Here is a 24,010-nt window from a genome sequence, read left to right on the forward strand (position 1 = left end):
CGAAAGTCGTTGATTGTTTGAGTAAGTGATCCTTACGATCCTCCGACTGGGGAGCGGGGGGACTGATCCATGGCAGGACCGGTGCGTTCCACGCGCGGCAACAGACTGCTGGCGGTGGCTGCCGTCGCCACCGTGCTCGGCTTCGGCACGAGTTCGACGGCCGCGACGGCATCGATGAGTACGCCGCCCGCGACCGGGGACGCCCTCACGGCGGCGGGTCCACCCGCGTTCGGGATTCTGGGGTATCCCCACGCCAAGATCGGAATGGTCTGGAGATTCGCCTTCCCGCTGTTCGTCAACAACTCGAGGACGACGGTCCGGATCACCTCGGTACGGCTGGACCACGTTCCGTCCGGGGCGCGGGTCGAGGGGTACCCGGTCTACTCCATGAAGGACACGGACGGATACATCCTGGACAGCCTGGAGGGGGACAAGAACGCCCCGGGCAGCCGGGACATGACCACGATGCCGGACTACGCCGGCAGACCCATGGTGATACGCGGCCACGCCGACAGCGGCGACTACTACGCCATGGTCAGGGTCAGGATCGTCGGCCACATCGGGGAGCACCTCAGCGGCTGCCGCGTGAACTACACGCAGGGCGGCAACAGGTACACCCAGGAGGTGCGGTGCGAGTACGCGCTCGACATGAAGTGAGCGGCTGCGTGAGTACGGCGGGTCGCCTTACGGAGTCGTGACGTGCGGGCGTGGAGTGGTGGTCCGGGGGCCGGGCGAGCCTAGCGTGGCCGTATGCGTGTACTGGTCACCGGCGGTGCCGGGTTCATCGGGTCCCATGTCGTCGAGGCGCTGACGGAGCGCGGGCACGAGACGGTCGTGTTCGACGTGCGGGACGATCCGGGCGCCGACGTGCGCAGTCCGGTGGCGGTGGGGCGGGCCCTGGCGGGCGTGGACGCCGTCTGCCACCAGGCCGCGATGGTCGGCCTCGGCGTCGGGTTCGGCGACGCGGCCGAGTACGTCTCGCGCAACGACCTCGGTACGGCCGTACTGCTCTCCGCGATGGCCGACGCGGGGGTACGGCACCTCGTGCTGGCCGGGTCGATGGTCGTGTACGGGGAGGGGCGCTACGAGTGCCCGCGCCACGGCGTCGTACGGCCCGGCCCGCGCGCGGTCGCCGATCTGGACGCCGGGCGGTTCGAGCCGAACTGCCCCGCGTGCGGTGCCGCGTTGACGTCCGGGCTGGTCGGTGAGGACGCGCCCGTCGATCCGCGCAACGTGTACGCCACGACCAAGCTGGCCCAGGAGCATCTGGCCGCCGCCTGGGCCCGGTCGACGGGCGGGTCGGCGGTGTCGCTGCGCTACCACAACGTGTACGGCCCCCGGATGCCCCGTGACACCCCCTACGCGGGCGTGGCCTCGTTCTTCCGCTCCGCGCTCGCCCGGGGCGAGGCGCCCCGGGTGTACGAGGACGGGCGGCAGCGCCGGGACTTCGTGCACGTCCGGGACGTGGCCGCCGCCAACGCCGTGGCGCTGGAGGCGCGGCCGGCCCCGGGGGTGCTGGCCGCCTACAACACCGGAAGCGGCGAGCCGCACACCGTCGGCGAAATGGCCCGCGCACTGGCCGAGGCGCACGGCGGGCCGCTGCCGGTGGTCACCGGGGAGTACCGGCTGGGCGATGTACGGCACATCACGGCCGACTCCTCGCGGCTGCGGGCCGAACTGGGCTGGAAGCCGGAGGTCGGGTTCGCGGAGGGGATGCGGGAGTTCGCGCGCGCGGAGTGAGAGGCGGCGCTGCCGACGGCGTACCGTTACGGCGCCGTCGGCAGCGCGAGCGGCTGTTACGGCGCCGAAGGCAGCGTGACCTCGAAACGGCAGCCGCCGGGGATGTTGTGCACGGTGGCCCGGCCCTGGTGGGCCTCGACGATCCCGCGCACGATGGCGAGGCCGAGCCCGGCCCCGGCCGGCGGCGTCCGGGCGTGGCTGCCGCGCCAGCCGGTGTCGAAGACGCGGGGCAGGTCCTCCTCGGGGATGCCGCCACAGCCGTCCGTGACGGACAGGACGACGGCACCCTCGGCGGACCGCTCGGCGGCGACCGCCACCGTGCCGTCGGGGGGCGTCCGGCGGATGGCGTTCACCAGCAGGTTGCCCAGCACCCTGCTCATCTCCTTGCCGTCCACCTCGACCGGCACCGGCTCCACCCGGTCGCCGACCAGCCGTACGCCGTGCTCGCGGGCCAGCGGATCGACGCCCGCGAGGGCGTCGCCGACGAGGTCGTACAGGGACATCCGGCTGGGGCTCAGCGCGAGCGTGCCGGCGTGGATGCGGGAGAGTTCGAAGAGGTCTCCGACCATGTCGTTGAGGCGCTCGACCTCGGTGCGGATCTGCTTGTGGTAGCGGCCGGGGTCGGTGGCGACGCCGTCCTCCAGGGCCTCCGACATGGCGCGCAGACCGGCCAGCGGGGTGCGCAGGTCGTGCGAGATCCAGGCGACGAGCTCCCGGCGCGAGGTCTCCAACGCACGTTCCCGCTCCCGGGATTCGGCGAGCTTCGCGCTGGTCGCCGCCAGCTCGCGGCTCACCTCGGCCAGTTCGGCGGTGGCCGGGACCGAGGGCGCGGCGAAGTCGCCGTCCTCGCCGAACGAGCGTGCCGCGAGGACGAGTTCACGGCTGCGGGCGACGACCCAGCGGCCCAGTATCAGCGCGGTCGCGAGTGACACCACGGCCGCCATCGCGACGACCGTCGTCACCACCGACAGGTCGTGCGAGGAGAGGAACATCGCCCAGGCGACGGCCAGGGTGCCGGCGAGCATCGCGACCACGCCGACGGTGGCGACCACGGCGAGAGACGCGGTCAGCGAGCGGCGCCGCAGCAGGCGCAGCGCGGCCGCTCCGAGCAGTCCGGTGCCGGCGGCGCCGGCGAAGGCATACAGGGCGATGAGGAGGGTGTCGCGCATGTCAGGCCGCTCCTTCCGGTCCGTTCGGTCCGCCCTGTCCGGTCGGTTCGAAACGGTAGCCGACGCCCCACACCGTCTGGATCAGCCGCGGCCGGGCCGGGTCGTCCTCGACCTTGGCGCGCAGCCGGCGGACATGGACCGTGACGGTGGACAGGTCGCCGAAGTCCCAGCCCCACACCGCGCGCATCAGGTCCTCCCTGCTGTACGCCCGCCCCGGGTGCCGCAGGAAGAAGGCGAGGAGGTCGAACTCGCGCAGGGTGAGGGCGAGTCCGGTGCCGTCCTTGGTGGCGCGGCGGGCACCTGGGTCGAGGGTGAGTCCGGCGGACGAGAAGGACCGGTCGGCGGGGGCGGGGCGGCTGCGGCGCAGTACCGACTCCACCCGCAGGACCAGTTCCCGGGGGCTGAAGGGCTTGGTGACGTAGTCGTCGGCGCCGACCTCCAGGCCGAGGATCCGGTCGTCCTCGTCGCCGCGTGCGGTGAGCATGATGACCGGGACGGGGGCGTGGCCGCGCAGCCGCCGGCAGACCTCCAGACCGTCCATGCCGGGCAGCATCAGGTCGAGCACGACCAGGTCCGGCCAGTGCGCGGCGGCGCGGGTCAGGGCGGTCGGGCCGTCGCCGGCGTGGTCGACCAGGTACCCGGCGCGGTCCAGGTACCCGGCGACGATCTCGGCGACGGTCGGATCGTCGTCCACTACCAGGACACGGGCACCTCCGGCGGTGGCCTCGGCCTCGGTGAGCTCGTACGGCTGCTGCATGCCTCCACCCTCGCACCGGGCCGTCGCGGGTGTCGCGGCCGAGGGTGGGCCCGGGGTGCGACGTTCGCGTTTCGTAAGAAACAGGGGAGGCGGACGCCCGGCGCCGACGTCCGCGTTTCGTAAGCAGTCGGGGCCCGATATGCCCGGTTCACGTTCGTAGGGTGAAGCCGTGACCACCTCACCTTCTTCCCCTTCCCCGGCGACGGACGTGGACGTCGTCCTCCCCTGCCTGAACGAGGCGGCGGCCCTGCCCTGGGTGCTCGGCCGGATCCCGGCGGGCTGGCGGGCCGTCGTGGTGGACAACGGATCCACCGACGGCTCGGCGGACATCGCCCGGGCGCACGGTGCGACCGTCGTCCACGAGGCGCGGCGCGGCTTCGGCGCGGCGTGCCATGCGGGGCTGACCGCCGCGACCGCCGGCATCGTCTGCTTCTGCGACTGCGACGCCTCGCTGGACCCGGGACTCCTCGTGCCGTTCGTGCGGGAAGTCCTGGACGGCGAGGCGGACTTGGTGCTGGGCCGGCGGCGTCCGCAGGGGCGGGGCGCGTGGCCCGCGCATGCCCGCGCGGGGAATCTGGCGCTGGCGCGGATGCTGCGGCGCCGCACGGGGCTGCGGCTGCACGACCTCGGTCCGCTGCGGGCGGCCCGCCGCGAGGCGCTGCTCGCGCTGGACCTCGACGACCGGCGCAGCGGCTATCCGCTCCAGATGGTGGTGCGGGCGGCGGACGCGGGGTGGCGGATCGCCGAGCGCGATGTGGCGTACCGGCCGCGCGTGGGTTCCTCGAAGGTGACGGGCACGTGGCGCGGCACGTGGCAGGCGGTGCGGGACATGAGCCGGGTGCTGCACGAGTCACCTCGGGTGCAGGCCGGTGGGGGCTGATCACGCCCACGCGGCGGCAGCCTCAAATCAGATACAGCCCCGCGCCCCTTACGGGGCGCTACGCCCGCCGCATCTCCCCAGCCGCGGGCAGCGTCGCAGCTACCCAGCTGCGGGCAGTCGTGCCTCCCCCAGTGCCTTAAGGGCCTGGGAGGTACCCCCAGGCGGCACGGGTGGGCGCAGCGGCACCCGGCCAGCGCCGGTAAGCGAACCCACCCCCCGGCCCCACCCACTCGCACCACCCAAGGAACCCCCCATGACCACCCTCCTCGTCATCGCCAAGGAACCCCTCCCCGGCAGGGTCAAGACCCGGCTCACCCCGCCCTTCTCTCCCGCGCAGGCCGCCGCTCTCGCCGAGGCCTCGCTCGCCGACACCCTGGACGTGGTGGCCAAGACCCCCGCCACCCGCCGCGTTCTCGCCCTCGCCGGCAACCCCGGCCCCTGGCTGCCGCCCGGCTTCGACGTCGTGCCGCAGTGCGCCGGCGGGCTGGACGAGCGGCTCGCCGACGCCTTCGCGCACTGCTCCGGCCCCGCCCTCCTCATCGGCATGGACACCCCCCAGGTCACCACGGCCCTGCTCACCGTGGACTTCGCGGAGTGCGACGCGTACTTCGGTGCCGCCGAGGACGGCGGGTTCTGGGCGCTGGGGCTGGCCGACCCGGACCCGGCCCTGCTGCTCGGGGTGCCGATGTCCACGCCGGAGACCGGCGCCGTCCAGCGGCGGCGCCTCGTCACCGCCGGGCTGCGCGTGCGTGACCTGCCCCGGCTGCGGGACGTGGACACCGCGGCCGACGCGGCCGCCGTCGCCGCCCTCGTCCCGCACGGCCGTTTCGCCGCGCTGCTGGCCCGGTGCACGGCGCCCAGCGGAACGGGCCGCCGATGACCACCTCGCCGGCCGTCCCCTGGACCGGCCCCGACCCCTACGCCGCCGCCCTGCACGCCGGGCACGGCCCGCTGTTCCTGCGCCGCACCGACGGCTGGCTGCTGCCCCTGGACGTCGAGCGCTGGTGCGCGCGGGCCGACCCGGTCGACCTGGCGGTCCTCGACCGCTGCGAGGGCCCGGTCCTGGACGTCGGCTGCGGCCCCGGGCGGCTGGTCGCCGAACTCGCCGCCCGGGGCCGTACCGTCCTCGGCATCGACGTCAGCGCGGCCGCCGTCGAGCACACCGTGCGGCTCGGCGGCCAGGCCCTGCGCCGCTCGGTCTTCGAGCCGCTGCCCGGCGAGGGCCGCTGGGGCACCGTCCTGCTGATGGACGGCAACGTCGGCATCGGCGGCGACCCGCACGCCCTGCTGGACCGGGTGGCCCGACTCCTCGCCCGGAAAGGGTTGTTGATCGCCGAGACGACCTCGGTGGACGTGGACGAACGCGCCCACGTCCACCTCACCGACGCCCAGGAGGCGGTCGGCGCCCCCTTCCTCTGGGCGCGGCTCGGCACCCCGGCCCTGCTGCGGTACGCGCGGGGCTGGGAGCAGGAGGCTCAGTGGGTGGCCGGCGGGCGCCGCTTCGTCGCCCTGCGCAGCCGGCGCGCCAGCAGCAGCGCCGAGCCGCCGAAGAGCACGGCGGTGATCAGCAGCCAGCGGGCCAGGAAGCCGTCCGCGGACTGGCCGGTGGCCGACCGGTAGTGTCCGGCCACCGTCCCGCTGATCAGCGGGAACCACACGAGGAGGAGCAGCGCGGAGAGGGCGGCCGGGACCCGGACGTACATCGCCCACTCCCGGCGGCCGGCGGCGCCGAGGCCCCGTGCCACCGCCCGGTCGGCCAGCGCGTACAGCGGCAGCAGGACGAGGTCGTGCAGCAGCGCCGCCCCGGCCACCCACAGCGCCACGCCGAGCCAGTCGCCGGACAGCAGCCGTACGCCGGCGTAGGCGGCCAGTGCGAACGAGCAGGCCAGGATGAGGATGTGGAAGGGGCTGCCGACCACCGGGCGCGGGCGCATCACAGGTCTCCGAAGGTCATCCGGGCCACCCACTTGGTGTTGAGGACACCGGGTGCGGCGGGCACGATCACGCGCGCCGGGTAGCCGTGGTCGGGGGACAGGTCCTCGCCGTTCACCTGGAGGGCGAGCAGGGAGCGCGGGTCGGCGACCTGGTTGGCGCGCAGGGCCGCGCGGCGGAAGGCGCCGTGCCGTTGGATCGACTCGACGAGCACGTCCGGCGGGTCGCCGTCGTAGCCGACGAGCGCGGCGAGGTCGCGCAGCCGCACTCCGCGCCACCACTGGTCGGCGGTCGACCAGCCCTCGACACAGGCGATGGGCAACGCGGCGCTGTGCTGGGGCAGTCGGAGGAGCTGGGTGCGGCTGAGGCGGACCGTTCTGCCGCCCCGGCCCGTGACGACGAGCCGCCACGCCTCCTCCCCGGTCTCCTTCGTGTCGATCCCGGCGTAGGCGGCCGTCTTGTTGATCTGGAAGCCGTTCGGCCCGCTGCCGGGGTCGGCTCCGCCGTGCGGAGCGAGCAGGGCGGTGCGCCGCAGCGCGCCCCCGATGCTCTGCCCGGCCGTCGTGACGAGCAGCAGCAGGGACGCGCCGCCCACGAACCAGAGCGCCCCGCGCCGCGAGACGGTGGGCGGGTCCGGCCGGGGTGCCGCCAACTCCGCTTCGTCCAGGCGTCGCCCGCGAACGGCCCGGAGCGCCGTCGGGGTCTTCAGGGCGGCATGCGCGAGGAACGCGGCGAAGAACACCCAGGCGCCGTAGAAGTGCAGGGGGTAGAAGGAACCGGGGAAGACATAGTCGAGCTGGACGTTGAGGACACCGGTGGTGAACTCGAAGAGGCCGCCGCCGACCAGCAGCAGCAGCGAGATCCGCTCCAGGGCGTGGGCGAGCGAGCGGGCCGGGGGCAGCGTGAACAGCTTGGGCACCACCGACCACAGCTTGGCGAGCAGCACCGGGATCAGGACGATGCCCAGGGTGACGTGCAGGCCCTGGGTGAGCCGGTAGAGCCAGGACGGGTTCGTCGGCCAGGAGAAGAGGTAGAAGCCGAGGATGCCCTTGTCCGGGGTCTGGTCGTTCACCGGGGCCAGGTCCGGGTTGTACGCGGCGTACGAGACCAGTCCCGTCACGAACAGCACGGTGATGCCGACGAGCAGCACCAGGCCGAGCACCGAGGTGAACCAGGTGCCGCGCAGCGGGCTGCGCCAGAAGCCGGGTGAGGTGGGGAGCCGCGGGTCGTCGTGTCGCATGCTCCGACCGTAGGCCGGGAAAACCCCCGGAAAGGGTGCGCGACCCATGACGAAAGTCTGACGTCAGCCGCTTGATCCACGCTCCGGCGCGGTCGCCGACCTAGCGTTCCGCTGTGACCCGCGCTCCGCTCCGGGATCGGTACGCCGATCTGCTCGCCGTCCTCGGCGCCGCCCTGCTCGTGCTCGTGGCCGTACTGGTCGGCCGGCACCTCCAGGACACCTACCGCGTGCTGTTCGTGCACTGGCCGCCGCTGTTCGCCGACTGGGACCCGCACGTGGGCCCGGGCACCCCGGCCGCCGTGCTGGTCGCGGCCGCCGTCGTGGCGTACGGGCCGAACCTCGCCGTACGGCTGCCCTGGCGCGGGCTGCTCGGCGCGGCCTGGGGCGCCTGTCTGGCCTGGACGTGGTCGCTGGCGCTGGTGGACGGCTGGCAGCGGGGCGTGGCGGGCCGGCTCACCAGCCCGAACGAGTACCTCACGGTCATCGGCCGCTTCCACGACATCCCGGCGACCCTGCGCGACTTCACCCACCACATCGTCAGCGGCACCCCGGCCCCCTGGCCCGCACACATCGCCGGGCACCCGCCGGCGGCCACGCTCACCTTCGTCCTCCTGGACCGGATCGGGCTGCGCGGCGGGGGCTGGGCGGGCGCCTGGTGCATCACCGTCGGTTCGACGGCCTGCGTCGCCGTGCTGGTCGCGGTGCGGGCGCTGGCCGACGAGCGGCTAGCCCGGCGGGCCGCGTCCTTCCTGGTCATGGCGCCGGCCGCGGTGTGGGTGGGCGCCTCGGCCGACGGGTACTTCGCGGCCGTCGCCGCCTGGGCGGTGGCCCTGCTGGCGCTCGCGGTCACCGGCCGGTCCGTGGCCTGGGCGGCGGGTGCGGGACTGCTGTACGGGCTGACCTGCTACCTCTCGTACGGCCTGACGCTCTTCGCGCTGATCGGGGCGGCCGTGCTGGTGCTCGGCCGGCGGCGGGTCCGGGCCCGGCCGGTCGTCCTCGCCCTGCTGGCGGCCGGGGCCGCGGTCGTCCCGCTCGTGTTCACGTTCGCCGGGTTCGACTGGTGGCAGGGGTACCGGCTGCTGGTCACCCGCTACTACCAGGGCGTCGGCGGGACCCGGCCGTACGGCTACTGGGTGTGGGCCAACCTGGCCTGCACGGTGGTCATCACGGGTCCGGCCACGGTCGCCGGGCTGCGGCGGGCGGGTGCCGTGCTGGTCCGCCGCCGTACCGCGCCTGCCCCGCGGACCCGTCTCGCCCTCCTCGCGGGCACCGCCCTGCTGGCCCTGCTGATCGCCGACCTGTCCGGGATGAGCAAGGCGGAGACCGAGCGCATCTGGCTGCCGTTCGCGATGTGGCTGCTGCCGGCCTGCGCGCTCCTGCCCCGGCCGCGTGTCTGGCTCACGGCACAGGCGCTGCTCGGGCTGCTGCTGAACCACCTCTTGTTCACCGGCTGGTGACCCGCCGGAGGACCTCGCCGACGCCCCGCCGGCCACCGTCGACGTGACCGTCCTCGGCGCCCTCGCCCTGCCGGAGCCGTACGAAGGAGTCCGGGAGGCCCTGGCAGTGGCGATCCACTGCGGGGGCGGGACAACTCTGTGGCCCGGCACATCGACTGCCGGCGCGACGGCGATCATCCTGGATACGGCATCCGTGCGGGCGGCCGGGAAAGGAACGCATCGCGCCCGGCGTGCTGTGCGGTCCGGCGGAAATCCGCGTCCCGACGGAAAACGCCACCGAAACACCGGGATATTCCGGCGAGCGGCCGACTAATGCGCCGGGCGGGCATCGAGGGGCATTTTCCGCTCCTCCACGGCAGCCGAAGAATCTCCCCTCGCCGCTTATGGAGAAGTTACCTCCGGGTCGCACACCCCTCCACCCTGCACCATGAATGAATCTTCAGTCACTTCACTGCTCATGTCAAGTCACCTGCTTCACCTGGTGTTTCGCGCGGCCAAGGGGTGCTCCTAGACGCCTGGTCGGCACGTTCGGTTCCACCGGAGCGGGCAACGAGTCGGTTAATTGTCGCCACCCGGGCGACCACCCGGTGAAATTGGCGAGATTATTGCGTACGCAAGGACGTCACACCCGGAGAGGCTTGACAAGTCCCGGATATCGTCGAGAAGAATCGAGCGATCGAGAAAGTTCTGCAATTGAACGGCGTACGCCGCCGGAGCCTGGCTGTGCCCCACACGCAGAAGGCCCGGTGCACGGTTCGGCCGAACCGTGCACCGGACACCGGAGAGGAGAGACCGATGGCAGGCGCCACCCCGCGCAGTGCTCCACCCGCCGCGCCGGCCGGCCCCGGCAGGACGGAGCCGAGAGCACTCAACCCCCTCTCCGCGCGCCCGCACCCGGTCCCCGGCGGCCTCGGGAACGACCAGGGCCACGGCCGGTCCCCGTCCGAGGGCGCGGACGCCACCGACACGGTCCGGCTGGCGGTGCACGCCGCCGACCCGATCACCCGGTCCGCCCTGGTGAGTTACCTCCGGCGGCAGCCCGGCCTGACGCTTACCGGCCGGGACACACCCGCCGACATCGTCGTGGCGGCTCTGCAGGACCCGGACGCCCGCACGCTCACACACCTGAGCCAGGAGGCCGAGGGCGCCGCCAGGCTCGTCGTGATCGTGGACGGCGAGTGGTCGGTCGACCCCTACGCCGCGCTGGAGGCGGGCGTGCGCGCGGTGCTGTTCCGCCCGGCGTTCACCTGGGAGCGGTTCGGCGAGGCGCTGCAGGAGGTGCGGGCCGGTCACGGTGATCTGCCGGCGGCGTTGCAGGGCCAGCTGATGGACCAGATGACGAGGACCCACCAAGAGGTGCTCGCCCCCCACGGCCTGACCCCCGGCGGGCTCACCCAGCGGGAGGCGGAGGTGCTGCAACTGGTCTCCGAGGGCGACGAGTTGCAGCACATCGGAGACAAGCTCGGCTACTCGGAACGGACCATCAAGAACGTGCTCTACGGAATGATCAAACGGCACCGGCTGCGCAACCGCGCCCACGCGGTGGCCTACGCGATCCGAAGCGGCCAGATATGAACCCCGCCCGCCGGTACCGCGCACGGCCCGCGTGGTACCGCCCGCTGCCCGGCCGCTGCGCCGACCGCCGTACCGCCTGGCACCCCGCGCTGCCCGGCTGTGCCGCCGACCCGCGTGCCATGTGGTCCCGCCCGCTGTCCGGCCACGGCACCCACCCCCGTACCCGTTGCCCCGCCGCCCCCCGTGGAGCATGTCTCCGCGCCGACTCGGCGAAGGGGCAGGGCCGTTGAGTACCGAATCGGTGCGGCGGGGGCCGCGGGGTGCGGGGCCGGGGATGCCGGAGGGGCAGGTGGAGCTGGCCGAGCCGCCCGCGCTCGGCGAGCCCCCGCAGGCCGACCTCGGCTCCGCCCTGATGTACCTGCCGATGGGCCTGGGCACGGGCGCGATGATGCTGATGTTCTCCCAGGGCCGGCCCGGTCCCACGACGTATCTGATGTCGGGGCTGATGGGCGGGTCGATGGCGAGCATGACCCTGACCCAGCTGGGCCGGGCCGGCGGCGACCGGCGGCGCCGGATGCGCGCGGAACGCCGTGACTACCTGCGCTACCTGGGCCAGAAGCGGGCCCAGGCCCGGCAGGCCGCGGCCGAGCAGCGCGCCGCCCTGCTGTGGGACAACCCGCCGCCCGACCGGCTGTGGACGTGGCCGCTCGGCGACCGGCTGTGGGAACGCCGGCCGAACCACGAGGACTTCGCCCGGGTGCGGATCGGCACCGGCACCCGGCGGGCGGCACTGGAGTTCCTGCCGCCGCAGACCCGGCCGGTGGAGGACCTGGAGCCGCTGTCGGCGGTGTCGCTGCGCCGTTTCACCCGGGCCCACCAGCGGGTCCCGCATCTGCCGGTGCCGGTGGCGCTGCGCGCCTTCACCAGCGTGGAGTTCGCCGGTTCCGGTGTCGAGGCGCTGGCCCTGATGCGGGCGATGGTGGCTCAGCTGGCCGTGCTGCACTCCCCCGACGACCTGCGGATCGCCCTGCTGGGCGGGGAGCTGGCGGCCGCGGAGTGGGAGTGGCTGAAGTGGCTGCCGCACAACGCGCATCCGGAGGAGTCGGACGCGGCCGGACCGCTGCGGCTGGCCGCCGACGACCACGACGGGCTGCTGGAGCTGCTCGGCGCCGAGGTCCGCGACCGCCCCGACCACGACCCGGACGTGTCGCCCAGCATCGCCGAGCCGTTCGTGGTGGTGATCGCGCAGGACCTCCGAATCCCCGCGGCGTCCCGGCTGCTGACCTCGGGAATCCGCAACGTGGTCCTGCTGGACGCGACCGGCGCCATGCCCGGCGGTACGAAGGTGCTGCGGCTGACCGTGCGCGACGGCCGGGCCGAGTACCCGGCGGGCAACGACACCGCCCGGGTGACGGCCGACGCGCTGAGCGGGACGGCCGCCGAGGTACTGGCCCGGCAGCTGGCACCGCTGCGGACCGGCGGGGTCATCGACCTGGTGGACCGGTCGCTGGACTCGGACTTCGAACTGACCACCCTGCTGGGCGTGCGCGACCCGCACACCTTCGACGTGGCCGGGCTGTGGCGGCCGCGCCAGCTGCAGGCGGCCCGGCTGAAGGTGCCGCTCGGGGTCACCGAGGACGGCGAGGTGGTCGAGCTCGACCTCAAGGAGTCCGCGCAGGGCGGGATGGGCCCGCACGGGCTGCTGATCGGCGCCACCGGCTCCGGCAAGAGCGAACTGCTGCGCACCCTGGTGATGGGCCTGGCCGCCACCCACTCCTCGGAGGTGCTCAACCTGGTCCTGGTGGACTTCAAGGGCGGCGCCACCTTCCTGAACATGGAGCGGCTGCCGCACACCTCGGCGGTGATCACCAACCTCGCCGACGAGGTCCACCTGGTCGACCGCATGCGGGACTCGATCAACGGGGAGATGGTCCGCCGTCAGGAGCTGCTGCGCGCCGCCGGCCACTCCTCGCTCTTCGAGTACGAGAAGGCCAGGCTGTCCGGAGCCGACCTCACCCCGCTGCCGTCACTGCTCATCATCGTCGACGAGTTCTCCGAACTCCTCGCCAGCAAGCCCGAGTTCGTCGACCTGTTCGTGTCCATCGGACGGCTGGGACGCAGCCTCGGGGTGCATCTGCTGCTCGCCTCGCAGCGGCTGGACGAGAGCCGTATCCACAAGGTCGAGGGCCACCTGTCGTACCGGCTCGCGCTGCGCACGTTCTCCGCCATGGAGTCCCGCGCCGTCATCGGGGTGACCTCCGCGTACGAACTGCCGTCCGCGCCCGGCAACGGCTATCTGAAGGTCGACATCTCCAATCTGGCCCGGTTCAAGGCCGCCTACGTCTCGGGTCCGGCACCGGCACCGGCCGCTCCGGGCGAGTCGGCGGCACAGGCGGCCGAACCGGCGGCGGAGGTCGCGCTGTTCGGTCTGGGCCGGCTGGGCCCGGTCCGGCCGCCGGAGCCGACGGCGGCACCGGCCCGGCCGTCCGTCGACGAGGACCGGGCGGAGCAGGACGCGAGCGGGGAGAGTCTGCTGGACCTGCTGGTGCGCCGCCTTGAGGACAGCGGGCCGCCGGCCCGGCAGGTGTGGCTGCCGCCGCTGACCGATCCGGCCGGCCTTGACGAACTGCTGCCCGGCATCGTCCCCGACCCGGTGCGCGGCATGACCGCCGCCGGCCATGACGCTCCCCCGCTGACCCGCGTCCCGCTCGGCATGGTGGACCGGCCGTACGAACAGGCCCGGGAACTGCTCGTGGCGGACCTCGCCGGGCCCGACGGCCATGTCGGCCTGGTGGGCGCGCCGCAGACCGGCAAGTCGACGCTGCTGCGCACCCTGATGCTGTCCCTGGCGCTCACCCACACCCCGGAGCAGGTGCAGTTCTACTGCCTGGACTTCGGCGGCGGTCTGCTCTCCACCGGCGGTCTGCCGCACGTCGGCTCGATCGCCGGCCGGGTCGACCGCGACCGGGTGCACCGTACGGTGGCCGAGCTGACCCAGCTCCTTGAACGCCGGGAACAGGAGTTCGCCGCCCTGGGCGTCGAGTCGATGGCCGCCTACCGCGCGCGGCGCGCCGCCGGCCAGGTCGAGGACCCGTACGGCGATGTGTTCCTGGTGGTCGACGGCTGGGCGACGCTGCGTTCGGAGTACGAGGACCTGGAGCCGGTCGTCATCGACCTGGCCGCGCGCGGCCTGTCCTTCGGGGTGCACGTGGTCGCCTCCGCGGTGCGCTGGTCGGAGATCCGGCCCCGGCTGCGGGACCTGCTCGGCACCAAGCTGGAGCTGCGGCTGGGCGACTCGATGGAGTCCGAGGTGGGCAGCCGGATCGCCGCCGGGGTGCCGCACCGGCCGGGCCGCGGCCTGGTCTCCTCCGGTCACCACTTCCTGTCCGCGCTGCCCCGGATCGACGGCATGGCGACGGTCGACGACCTGACGGCGGCGACCAAGTCCGCGGTCGCCGAGATCGACACGTTCTGGACCGGCCGCCGGGCTCCCGAGGTACGGCTGCTGCCCCTGCGGCTGCCCGCCGACCGGCTGCCGAACCCGCCCGCGGACGCCGCCGAACTGCGGATCTGCCTCGGTGTGGACGAACTGCGCCTGGAGCCCGCCTGGCACGACTTCGGCACCGCGCCGCACCTGATGGTGCTGGGCGACAACGAGACCGGCAAGACGAACCTGCTGCGCCTCGCCATCCGGGCCGTCACCGCCCGCTACTCCCCCGACGAGGCCCGCATCCTGACCGCGGACCCCGGCCGCGGGCTGCTGCGGGACATCCCCGAGGCCTACCGGGTCGGCTACGCCGTCGACTCCGACGGACTCGGCGAACTGGCCAAGTCCGCGGCCGTGTCGGTCGGTCAGCGGCTGCCGGGGGCGGACATCAGCCCCGAGCAGCTGGCCCGCCGGGACTGGTGGCACGGGCCGCGGCTGTTCGTGGTGATGGACGACTACGACCTGTTCGGCGGCCTGCCCGGGATGCCCTCCCCGACGGCACCCCTGGTCCCGCTGCTGGCGCAGGGCCTGCACATCGGCCTGCACCTGGTGGTCGCCCGCAGCGCCTCGGGAGCCGGCCGGGCCATGATGGACCCGCTGCTGCGCCGCATGTGGGAACTGGGCAACCCGGCACTGCTGTTCTCCTACCCGAAGGAAGAGGGCAAGTTCCTCGGCGAGGCCAAGCCCCGCACCCTGCCGCCCGGCCGGGCCCAGCTGGTCACCCGGCGTTCGGTCGGTCTCGTCCACACCGGCCTGGTCCCCCCGGCGTGATCCCCGACGCGCCCCCGACGCGACCGCCCCGCCGCTCCCTCTCCGCCGCGCGACCGGGTCCCGGTAACAGGATCCCGCCCCCACACCGCACAGGAACACCATGACGACGTCAACGCCCCCGCTCCAGTCCACTCCGCCCGACGTCTGCCGGCTCACCGTTCAGGGCCCGGCCGGGCGCGCCGATCTGGCGGTCCCGCTCACCCTGCCGGTCGCCGCGCTGCTGCCCGTCCTGCTGCGGCACGCGGGCCTGCCGGACGACGGCAGCAGCAACTGGGTGCTCCAGCGGATCGGCGACGAGCCGCTCGACCCCGACGGCACCCCGCAGACCCTGGGGCTGCGCCACGGTGAGGTGCTGTGGCTGCGGGCGGCGGAAGAGGCCCTGCCTGGACTGCACTTCGACGACGTCGCGGACGGCGTAGCCCATGTCGTCGGCGGGCAGCGCGGGCGCTGGACCCCGGCCGCCACCCGGGTCCTCGCCCTGACCGGGGCCGGGCTGGTGCTGGTGGTGCTGCTCGCGGCACTGCTGCGGCCCGGCCCCGGTGCGGCGAACGCGGCCGCCGCCGGTGCGGCCGCGCTGCTGCTGGCGGCCGGCTGCGTCGCCGCGGACCGGTACGGCACCCGGCGGGCCACCGCCGTGCCGGCCGGCTGCGGCGCCCTCGCCCTCGGCGTCCTCGCGGGCCTCGCCTCCCGCCCCGCGGCGGGCGGCGGCTACCGTCCGGACGGCCCCGGCCTGCTGCTCGCCGCGCTCTGGGTGACCGTGCTCGCCGGTCCCCTGCTGGCGCTGCGGGCGCTGCCGGACGCGCTGCCGGGCGCCGCGCTGCTCACCGCGGTGAGCACGGCGGCGGCCTGCGGGCTGGCCGCCGCCGGCTGCTCGCCCTCGCAGGCGGTCGCCGTGGTGGCCGCCGCCCTGTTCGTCCTCGGCCGCTTCGGCCCGCGTACGGCGCTGCGCCTGGCCCGGCTGCGGGCACCCCAGCTCCCGCACAACGCGGACGAGTTGCAGCAGGACATCGAGCCCCAGCCGGAGGAGCGGATCCGCTCCCGGACCAGGGTGGCCGGCGCCCTGCTGGACACGCTCGCCGTCACCACCGCCGTACTGTGCCTGGCCGCCTGGTGGCTGCTGGCCCACCGCACCGACTGGGTCGGCTGGGTACTTCCGCTGGTCTTCGGCACGGCGGTGGCGCTGCAGGCCCGCGAACTGACCGGGATCACCCAGCGGGTGTCCACCGCCGTGGCCGGTCTGGCCGGGCCGGTCGTGGTGCTGCTGGTCGACGTGGCACCGCACGGCACCGGGGCCCGGATGGCGACGGCGGCGACGCTGCTGCTGGCCGCGGGCGGACTGCTGCTGGCCGCCGAACGGCTGCCCGGACGCCGGCTGCTGCCGGTCTGGGGGCAGCTGGGCGACATCACCGAGTGGGTCACCGCGATCGCCCTGCTGCCGCTGCTGTTCCAGCTGCTGCACGCCTACGCGTGGTTCCGTTCCCTGGCCGGCTGAAGGAGACACAGGTGCAGACCCGACGCGACCATGTGCAGGCGTACCAGTTCGCCGTGGGCCGGCTGGCGACCTCGCTGGTCACCGGTGATCCGGGCCGCGGTACCAGCCCGACCCGGCGCGGCTCCCTGGGCGCCTTCTTCGGCGTGCTCCTGGTGGTGCTGCTGTGCGCCGGCTCCGGGGTGTACGGCCTGATCAAGCCGGTGCAGAAGGACACCTGGCGGCAGCCGGGGTCGATCATCGTGGAGAAGGAGACCGGCAGCCGCTACCTGCTGGTCGGCGGCACCCTGCGGCCGGTGCTCAACTACGCCTCCGCGCTGCTGCTCACCGGTTCGTCCGGGACGGTGCGCACGGTCTCCCGGGACGTGCTCGCCACGGTGCCGCACGGCTCGGCCATCGGCATCGCCGGCGCCCCCGACGCGCTGCCGGCGGCGGCCGACGTCCTGTCGGGCGGCTGGGCGCGCTGTCTGCGGCCGGGGGCGCGGGCCGGCGAGATCCTCGACCTGGGGCCGCCCCGGACGCTGCCCGCGCCGGGCTCCGCCCAGGCCGTGCTGGCCGGACCGAAGGGCGAGCTCTACGTCCTGTGGCAGGGCGTGAAGTACCCCGTGCCGGCCGCCGACGCCACCCTGATCGCACTCGGCCTGGACAGCGAACAGCGGATCACCGCGCCCCGCGCCTGGCTCGCCCGGGTGCCCAGCGGCACGGCCCTCACCGCACCGGCCGTACCGCACGCCGGTACCCCGGCCGGCCGCGTGGCCGGTCACGCCGTGCGGGTCGGACAGCTCTTCCGCACCCCCGCCGCGTCCGGCGGCCACACCTACGTGCTGCTCGCCGACGGGATCGCGCCGGTCACGCCGACCGAACTGGCCCTGCTGGCCGCCCGGCGCGGCCCGGCCCCGGTGCTCACCATCGACGCCACCACCCTGGCCGGCGCCACCCTCTCCCGGTCCGGCCTGGCCGCCACCGGCCTGCCCGACGTCCTGCACGCGCCGGCGGTGGACACCGCCGGCGCCGACCTGTGCCTGCGTCAGGTTCCCGCCGGCCGGAAGCTCACCTCCACCGTGGTGCTGGAGCAGCGTACGGCCGGCGACGACCGCACCGTACGGGTACCGCCCGGGCACGGCGTGCTCGCCGTGGACCAGGACCAGGTCGCCGCCGGGGCCGCCGCCCCGCAGCCGTACCTGGTGGACGACCAGGGCAGGCTCTTCCCGCTCGGTCAGCAGGCCGCGAGCGCGCTGCGGCTCGGCGGACCGACCACGCCCATGCCCGCCGACGTGCTGTCGCTGCTGCCCCGCGGCCCGGTCCTGGACGGCGACGCGGCCGCCGCCACCGTGAAGGAGGGGTGAGCGTGGTGCATCTGGAGGCCCCGGCCGCGCTGGCCGGCCGCGCCGGTCTGCGGACCCGGCCGGCCGGCGAGGCCCTGCTGGTCCACCGCAAGGGCGGGCCGGATCCGGCCGCGCTGGCCTTCGCCCGGACCCTCGCCGCCGACCCGCTCCACCGACTCGTCGTGGTGGACCTGCCGTTCGACGCCACCGTCCGCGAGTGGGAGGCGGTGCCGCGGGCGCTGACCGCCGCGCCGGAGGGGGTACGGCTGGTGTTCAGCCATGCCCTCCCGCCCGATGTACGCCGGTTCGGCCAGGCCGCGGCCGAGCGGCTCGGCAGCGTGGTGCTGGCACCGGACGGCGCGGTACGGACCCTGCCCGAGGGCGGGCTGTTCATCGCGCCCGAGGACGGCACCGGCTGGCTGAGCTACCGGGCCCGCCACCCGGTGGGGTACGACTCCCGGCGCTTCCCGAAGCCCGCCTGGGAGTACGCCGTCACCGACCGGACGTGGCACACCGCGTCCCACGCCGTCGTGGAGCCCACCCCGAGCGGGGTCTGGCTGCGCGGCACCGGCGCCCCCGGCGGCGGCCGGCACTGGCTGGTGGACCGCATCCCGGCCGGCACCGAGATGCTGACCGCGGTGGTGGGCAGCCCGGGCGGCCCTCCGGTGGACCTCCCGGACGCGGTCCGGGTCTGGCACAGCGTCCTGCCCTCGGCCCGCCGGCGGCTGCGCTTCCTGCAACTCGGCCCGGTGGCCCTGCCGGACGGCGTGGACTCCCTCGGCCAGGGGCTCGCCGACGGCACCGGCGAACAGGTCGTCTTCTACACCGGCCTGCCCGCCCGGCAGCACCTGGGCGGGCAGGCCCCCGACATCGAGGTGCCGAGCCACGACGGTACGGCCGCCTGGAAGCCGTTCGTCAGCGAGGTGGTGTACTTCCCGGGCAACGGCCGTACGCCACCGCTGCCCGCCCTGTTCGGCGTCCGCTCCCCGCTCACCGGAACCCCCGACGGCACGGGCGGGACGTACGCGTACGGGCCCGAGACCGTGCTGGAGGTCGTCCAGAGCGGGCTGTGGCTGCGCCCGCAGGCCGAGCCGGACAACTCCGACCGGGTCCGCCGGGTCGCCGCCGCGCCCGGGCGGGCGCTGATCCTCTACGACCGGGCCACCCCCGAGTCCGGGGAGCGGCTGCGCGGCCTGGCCGAGGACATGCTGCGCCAGCTGGACCCCACCCTGCGGGAGGCGTTCCGGGTGACCCCGGCGGACGAACCGGGCCCCTCGCTCGGCTGGCACGAGCAGGAGTGGTGGGTGTGGTCGCCCGGACACGAGGACGCCGGGCAGGCCGTGGCGGCACCGACCGCCGCCCCCGCCGCAGCGCCGAGCGCACCGCCGCCCGCACCGTCGTACGCCCGCATCCAGCCGACGCCCGCACCGGAACCCCCGACCTACCCGGCCTCGGCAGCCGGCCCCGGACCCGCGACGGTCCCGTATCCCGCCCCGCCCGAGGAGAGCCGCGGCCCCGAGCCGGGTCGGGCCGATCCGGCGAACGCGACACGGACACACGCGGTTCCCGCCGACCCCACGGACACGCGGCCGGGACGCCCCGATCCCGGTGGCCCGGGAGGCACAGCACCGGCCCCCGCCGATCCCGTGGACACCGTGCAGGATCCCGCCGTTCCGTCGGATCCCGCGGGCGCGGAACCGACGCCCGCCACTCCCGGCGGCCGGGCCGGCGAAGAGCGGTCCACCGAGGTCCGGAGCGGTGTCGGGAACGCCCGGCCGGGACCCGCCACCCCCACAGAACCGGCAGACACGGAACCGGCACCGGCCACACGCCCCGACCTCGCCGCCCCCCGACCGGTCCACGCCGACCCAGCGGGCAGCGCACCGGGGCACACGACCCCTGCCGACCCCCCGACCGGTGAACCGGCGCCCACCGCTCCGGTCGGCCTCGGAGGCGCCGCTGTGACACACGGGGCTCCCGCTCCGGCCGCCCCCGTGGGCGGCGTGCCGGTGCCGGCGCCCGGGGTGTCCGCGGGGCCCGGTGGAGCCGTGCCGCCGCCGCCCGGCGCGCGGGCGGGGGCCCCTCTCATCCGGCTCGAGTCGGACGTGATGCCCCCGGGGCCGTCGGTGCCGGCGGCCGCAGCCGGTGACCGGCGGGAGGCGGGCGGGCCCGGGGTCCGGGTGCAGCCCGTGCCCGGTGCGGCGGTTGCCGCGGTGCCGCCGGAGCGTGGGCTGGAGCGGGAACGGACCTGGCTGCGCCGGACGTTCAGCGCCCAGTTCGGCGCGCTCGCGGGGTCGGTCGCCCGGGTGCTGTCGGAGTCGCCGGGGCTGCGTTCGTCCTCCCGCGAGGACGCGGCGGACGCGCTGACCGACCTGGTGGCGGTGCGCCTGTACCTGGGCGGCGACAGCGCCCGTGTGGACGCGGCGGTGCGCGGCGCCACGAAGGGACCGCACGTCCCGATGTCCCGGTGCGTGACCGCGGGTCTGCGCCGGCTGCCCTCCTACCGCGGCCCGGCGCTGCTGCACGCGCCGGCCGGTCCGGCGGAACTGGCCTGGTTCCACGAGGGCCGGGTCACCACGGAGTGGGCGTTCTGCTCCGCGTGGACGGCGCCCTACCCGGCGCCGCCGGACAGCGTGGACTTCCTGGTGTGGTCGATGACCGCGCGCCGCACCCGGCTGGTGGACGCCTCCGCCACCGACCGCGTGGTCTTCGAACCCGGCACCCGTTTCAAGGTGCTGCGCACCGACGGCGAAGGGGACCGGCCCGCGGTCCTGCTGCGCCAGCTGTCCGCCTCGGAGACCGGGCAGGACGAGCCGCTCCCGTTGGACGAGATCGCGCTCAACGGTCTCACCGCGTCGCTCGCCGCCCTGCGCGAGTTCCGCGGCGGTCCGGCGCGCGGCCAGGAACCGCCGGCCCGTCCCGTGGGCGTCCCGCCGGGACTGCTGCCGGCCCGCCCCGCCTCGTCGAACAGCAAGGGAGCACGCCAGTGACCCGGCAGATGCTGCAGGTCGCCCCGGACCGGCCCGGTGCCTACCGCTCGATCGGCGCGGCGCTGGCCGACGCCCGGGAGGGCGCGCTGATCACCGTGGCGCCCGGCCGTTACGAGGAGAGCCTGCACGTGACCAAGCCGGTGACGGTCGCCGCGCAGGACAGCGCGCAGCCGCCGCGGCTGCACGCCTCGGCGGGCAGCACGATCGTCCTGGACGCCGAGGCGGTGCAGTTGTCCCACCTGGTGCTGACGGGGGCGGACCGGGAGGCGCCGGTGCTGGACGTGCGCCGCGGCCAGGCGGCCCTGGACGGCTGCCGGGTCTCCGGTCAGGCCTGGGCCGCGGTGCTGGCCTGGCACGAGGGCGTACTGGCGTTGCGGGACTGCGAGTTGGCCAACGAGCGGGGCGCGGGGATCGTGGTGACCTCGGACCGGTCGAACGTGGTGGAGCGCAGCCGGGTGACCGGGGTGGGCTCGTCCGCCGTGGTGGTCGCCGAACGGGGCCGGCTGACGGTCCGTGACTGTGTGCTGGAGGGGGCGCGGGGCAACGGCGTGTGCGCCAACGGGCAGAGCTCGCTGACGGTGGAGACGACCCGGATCGCGGGCAGCGGGAAACCGGCTCTCGCCGTCGAGCAGCAGGCGCGGGCCGAGCTGCGCGAGGTGCAGATCTCCGGGAGCGCCACGCTGGACGCGTATCTGACCAGCACCGCGGAGACCGTGCTGACGGGGTGCCGGTTCACCGGCGCCGGCCAGCAGTCGGTGTATGTGGGCCCGGGCGCCGCCCCGGTGTTGCGGAACTGTGTGCTGGAGTCACCGGGCGAGGTCGGCGTACAGGCCGTGTCCGGGGCCCGGGTGCGGCTGGAGGAGTGCGCGGTCAGCGGGGCCGGGGTGGGCGTCGCGGTGGACGCGGAGGCGAGCGCGGAGTGTGCGGGGCTGGCCGTCCACGACGCGGCGCAGGCGGCGCTGCGGGTGGCCGGGGAGGCGCGGGTCGAACGGCTGACGGTGAGCGGGGGCCGGGGGCACGGCGTGGTGGTGCGTGACGGGGGCCGGCTGGAGGTGCGGGACGCCGAGGTGGCGGCGGGCACCGGTGTGACGCTGACCGAGGGGGCGCGGGCGGAGCTGTCGGCGGTACGGCTGCGGGCCACCGGCGGACCGGGCCTGTCGCTGGCGGACGCGTCCCGGGCCGCCCTCACCGGGTCGGCGGTGACCGGCTCCGCGGTGCTGATCGGTTCCGGCTCCCGGCTGACCGCGCACGACAGCGAGTTCGGCGACTCCGACGCGGACGGCATCCGTCTGCTCACCGCGGGCGAACTGGCCGCGACCGGCTGCCGGATCTCCGGCGCCCGCGGCCACGGTGTCCATGTGACGGCGGGCTGCCGGGCGGAGCTGACGGGCTGCACGGTACGGGACAACGGCGGCGACGGCGTGCGCTCGCGCAGCGACGAGCCGGTGGTGGTCACCGACTGCGACATCCGGGACAACGGCGGCCGGGCGGTGGCCGACCGGAGCGGCGCCCCGGACGCCGTGGCCGGAAAGGCCGACCGCGACGGACCCGACGCCGGGCCGGCCGGGCGGTCCGGCAGGGAGGGCGAGGACGGTCGTACGGACCGGACCCGGATGGTGGGACCGCTCGCCGAACTCGACGCGCTGGTCGGTCTGGAGAGCGTCAAGCGCGAGGTCACGGGCCTGATCAACCTCAACAAGATGGCCCAGCGGCGGCAGGAGATGGGGCTGCCGATGCCGCCGATGAGCCGGCACCTGGTCTTCGCCGGTCCGCCCGGCACCGGCAAGACCACGGTGGCCCGGCTGTACGGGGCCGTGCTCGCGGAGCTGGGCATCCTCAGCGAGGGCCACATCGTGGAGGTGGCCCGGGCCGACCTGGTGGCCCAGATCATCGGCGGGACCGCCATCAAGACCACCGAGGTCTTCAACAAGGCCCTGGGCGGGGTGCTGTTCATCGACGAGGCGTACACCCTCACCAACCAGTCCCGCGGCAACGGGCCGGACTTCGGCCAAGAGGCCGTCGAGACGCTCATGAAGCTGATGGAGGACCACCGCGACGAGATCGTGGTCATCGTGGCCGGCTACTCGGCGCAGATGGACCAGTTCCTCGCCTCCAACCCGGGCATGGCGTCCCGGTTCGCCCGCTCCGTGGAGTTCCCCAACTACAGCCCCGACGAGCTGGTGACCATCGTGCGGGGCCTGTGCGGCAAGCACTACTACGAGCTGTCGGACGGCGCGCTGGCGGCGCTGGACCAGTACTTCGAGGCGGTGCCCAAGAGCGACACCTTCGGCAACGGGCGGGTGGCCCGGCAGATCTTCGAGGAGATGATCAGCCGTCAGGCGTCCCGGCTCGCCGTCGAGGCGCCGCTCGACGACAACGAGCTGAGCGTCCTGGCGGCCACTGACGTACCCGCCCTGCCGGCCCGGGGCGACGAGTCGGGCGGCAAGGACGGCGGCGGCCGGGAGACCCCCGCGGTGCGCCGGCTCGCCGCGGTCAGCGGGCAGCAGCCGGCCCGCGACGCCCTGCTGGCGCGGCTGCGCCGACTGGCCGTCGCGTCCGGCGCCGACCGGGAACTGCCGCGGGCGGCCGCTCTGGTGCTGGAGGGCGGGCCGGGATCCGGTCGCGCGGCACTGACCGCGCTGTACGGGCGCGGGCTCGCGGAGGCGGGACTGCTGCCCACCGGTGCGGTGGTACGGCTGCCGCTGTCGCAGGTGCCGGCCCGCTGGCCGGAGCAGCCCGTGGCCCGGCTGACCGCCGCGTTCGCGGAGGCCGAGGGCGGGGTGCTGCTGCTGGAGCTGGACCCCGGCTTCGAACAGCGGCCGCCGGCGGAGCAGACGGCGGTCCTGGACGGCCTGCAGGCGGTCGCGGTCCGGCCGGGTGGTCCGGTGCCGGTGCTCAGCGGCTCGGCCAACATGGGGCCGCTGCTGCGGGGCCGGGCCCCGCTGACGGCGGTGTTCGCCGAGTACGTGCGGATGGTGCCGTACACACCGGCGGAACTGGTCGAGCTGGTGGCACGGCGGCTGCGGGTCCAGGGCTTCCGGCTCGCCGAGGACGGCGCCGCGGAACTGGCCGCCGAGTTCGGCCGGCGGCCGCCCGGCGGCGCGGTCTTCGGCGCGCACCGGCTGGCCGATCTGCTCGCGGCCCGTTGCGAGCGGCTGGAGATCGGTGCGCGGGAGCTGTACGGCGCGGGTGTGGTCGCCGCTCCGGCACCCGAGCCGGAGGCCGAAGCGGTTCCGGCCGGATAACCGGAAACGGTCC

At 74.9% G+C, this 24,010-nt stretch carries 17 protein-coding genes; 13 read left to right on the forward strand and 4 right to left on the reverse strand.

Annotated features, from left to right (window positions below; all coding sequences use genetic code 11):
- Window positions 1–69 precede the first annotated feature (69 nt).
- Together KVT45_RS46890 and KVT45_RS46895 are read left to right on the forward strand one after the other, a co-directional pair.
- Entirely contained in the window at window positions 70–657 is a 588-nt protein-coding gene (locus KVT45_RS46890; protein WP_217556492.1) for a hypothetical protein, read from the forward strand.
- 93 nt (window positions 658–750) lie between these two features.
- Window positions 751–1,740, forward strand: a complete 990-nt coding sequence (locus KVT45_RS46895) for an NAD(P)-dependent oxidoreductase (protein ID WP_217556500.1) — start codon at window positions 751–753, stop codon at window positions 1,738–1,740.
- A gap of 56 nt (window positions 1,741–1,796) precedes the next feature.
- On the opposite strand, the gene KVT45_RS46900 is transcribed toward KVT45_RS46895, so the two are convergent.
- Both KVT45_RS46900 and KVT45_RS46905 read right to left on the reverse strand, forming a co-directional pair.
- A complete protein-coding gene (locus tag KVT45_RS46900; protein WP_217556514.1) occupies window positions 1,797–2,909 on the reverse strand; it encodes a sensor histidine kinase KdpD in 1,113 nt (370 codons plus the stop codon).
- Window position 2,910: 1 nt separating this feature from the next.
- Window positions 2,911–3,666, reverse strand: coding sequence for a response regulator transcription factor (locus KVT45_RS46905; RefSeq protein ID WP_217556523.1), 756 nt, complete (start codon window positions 3,664–3,666; stop codon window positions 2,911–2,913).
- A 169-nt stretch (window positions 3,667–3,835) separates the two neighbouring features.
- Here KVT45_RS46905 and KVT45_RS46910 point away from each other — a divergent pair, with 169 nt between their 5' ends.
- The 3 genes from KVT45_RS46910 (at window position 3,836) to KVT45_RS46920 (ending at window position 6,166) form a co-directional block, all read left to right on the forward strand.
- Complete coding sequence (locus tag KVT45_RS46910) at window positions 3,836–4,546, forward strand: glycosyltransferase family 2 protein (protein ID WP_217556530.1); 711 nt, start codon at window positions 3,836–3,838, stop codon at window positions 4,544–4,546.
- Window positions 4,547–4,799: 253 nt separating this feature from the next.
- Entirely contained in the window at window positions 4,800–5,426 is a 627-nt protein-coding gene (locus tag KVT45_RS46915) for a DUF2064 domain-containing protein (protein ID WP_217556547.1), read from the forward strand.
- On the forward strand, window positions 5,423–6,166 hold the full coding sequence (locus KVT45_RS46920; protein WP_217556555.1) for a bifunctional 2-polyprenyl-6-hydroxyphenol methylase/3-demethylubiquinol 3-O-methyltransferase UbiG: 744 nt from the start codon (window positions 5,423–5,425) through the stop codon (window positions 6,164–6,166). The genes KVT45_RS46915 and KVT45_RS46920 overlap by 4 nt, the downstream gene beginning before the upstream one ends.
- Window positions 6,167–6,479: 313 nt before the next feature.
- On the opposite strand, the gene KVT45_RS46925 is transcribed toward KVT45_RS46920, so the two are convergent.
- Window positions 6,480–7,718, reverse strand: coding sequence for a molybdopterin-dependent oxidoreductase (locus KVT45_RS46925; protein WP_217556563.1), 1,239 nt, complete (start codon window positions 7,716–7,718; stop codon window positions 6,480–6,482).
- A 113-nt stretch (window positions 7,719–7,831) separates the two neighbouring features.
- On the opposite strand from KVT45_RS46925, the gene KVT45_RS46930 reads away from it, so the two are divergent.
- Window positions 7,832–9,175, forward strand: a complete 1,344-nt coding sequence (locus KVT45_RS46930; protein ID WP_217556577.1) for a hypothetical protein — start codon at window positions 7,832–7,834, stop codon at window positions 9,173–9,175.
- Here the strand turns inward: KVT45_RS46930 and KVT45_RS57900 are convergent.
- Window positions 9,162–9,293, reverse strand: coding sequence for a hypothetical protein (locus tag KVT45_RS57900; protein WP_302832652.1), 132 nt, complete (start codon window positions 9,291–9,293; stop codon window positions 9,162–9,164). The two genes, KVT45_RS46930 and KVT45_RS57900, sit on opposite strands and share 14 nt — an antisense overlap.
- 677 nt (window positions 9,294–9,970) lie before the next feature.
- Between KVT45_RS57900 and KVT45_RS46935 the strand changes: the two genes are divergently transcribed.
- From KVT45_RS46935 to KVT45_RS46965, 7 genes are all read left to right on the forward strand, one after another.
- The gene (locus tag KVT45_RS46935; protein WP_217556584.1) at window positions 9,971–10,750 is read left to right on the forward strand and encodes a response regulator transcription factor; all 780 of its coding nucleotides are present in this window, start codon (window positions 9,971–9,973) and stop codon (window positions 10,748–10,750) included.
- Window positions 10,747–10,980: a hypothetical protein gene (locus KVT45_RS46940; protein WP_217556592.1), complete on the forward strand. Its 234-nt coding sequence runs from the start codon at window positions 10,747–10,749 to the stop codon at window positions 10,978–10,980. The genes KVT45_RS46935 and KVT45_RS46940 overlap by 4 nt, the downstream gene beginning before the upstream one ends.
- A gap of 44 nt (window positions 10,981–11,024) precedes the next feature.
- Window positions 11,025–14,948, forward strand: coding sequence for a type VII secretion protein EccCa (gene eccCa / locus KVT45_RS46945; protein ID WP_217556667.1), 3,924 nt, complete (start codon window positions 11,025–11,027; stop codon window positions 14,946–14,948).
- A 100-nt stretch (window positions 14,949–15,048) separates the two neighbouring features.
- Entirely contained in the window at window positions 15,049–16,440 is a 1,392-nt protein-coding gene (eccD, locus tag KVT45_RS46950; protein ID WP_217556600.1) for a type VII secretion integral membrane protein EccD, read from the forward strand.
- 11 nt (window positions 16,441–16,451) lie between these two features.
- Window positions 16,452–17,783, forward strand: coding sequence for a type VII secretion protein EccB (gene eccB, locus KVT45_RS46955; RefSeq protein ID WP_217556608.1), 1,332 nt, complete (start codon window positions 16,452–16,454; stop codon window positions 17,781–17,783).
- 2 nt (window positions 17,784–17,785) lie between these two features.
- Complete coding sequence (locus tag KVT45_RS46960) at window positions 17,786–20,752, forward strand: hypothetical protein (RefSeq protein ID WP_217556623.1); 2,967 nt, start codon at window positions 17,786–17,788, stop codon at window positions 20,750–20,752.
- The gene (locus KVT45_RS46965; RefSeq protein WP_217556631.1) at window positions 20,749–23,997 is read left to right on the forward strand and encodes a right-handed parallel beta-helix repeat-containing protein; all 3,249 of its coding nucleotides are present in this window, start codon (window positions 20,749–20,751) and stop codon (window positions 23,995–23,997) included. Before KVT45_RS46960 ends, KVT45_RS46965 begins: the two co-directional genes overlap by 4 nt.
- Window positions 23,998–24,010 lie beyond the last annotated feature (13 nt).

Source organism: Streptomyces sp. GbtcB6, assembly GCF_019091475.1.
Classification (GTDB): domain Bacteria; phylum Actinomycetota; class Actinomycetes; order Streptomycetales; family Streptomycetaceae; genus Streptomyces; species Streptomyces hyaluromycini.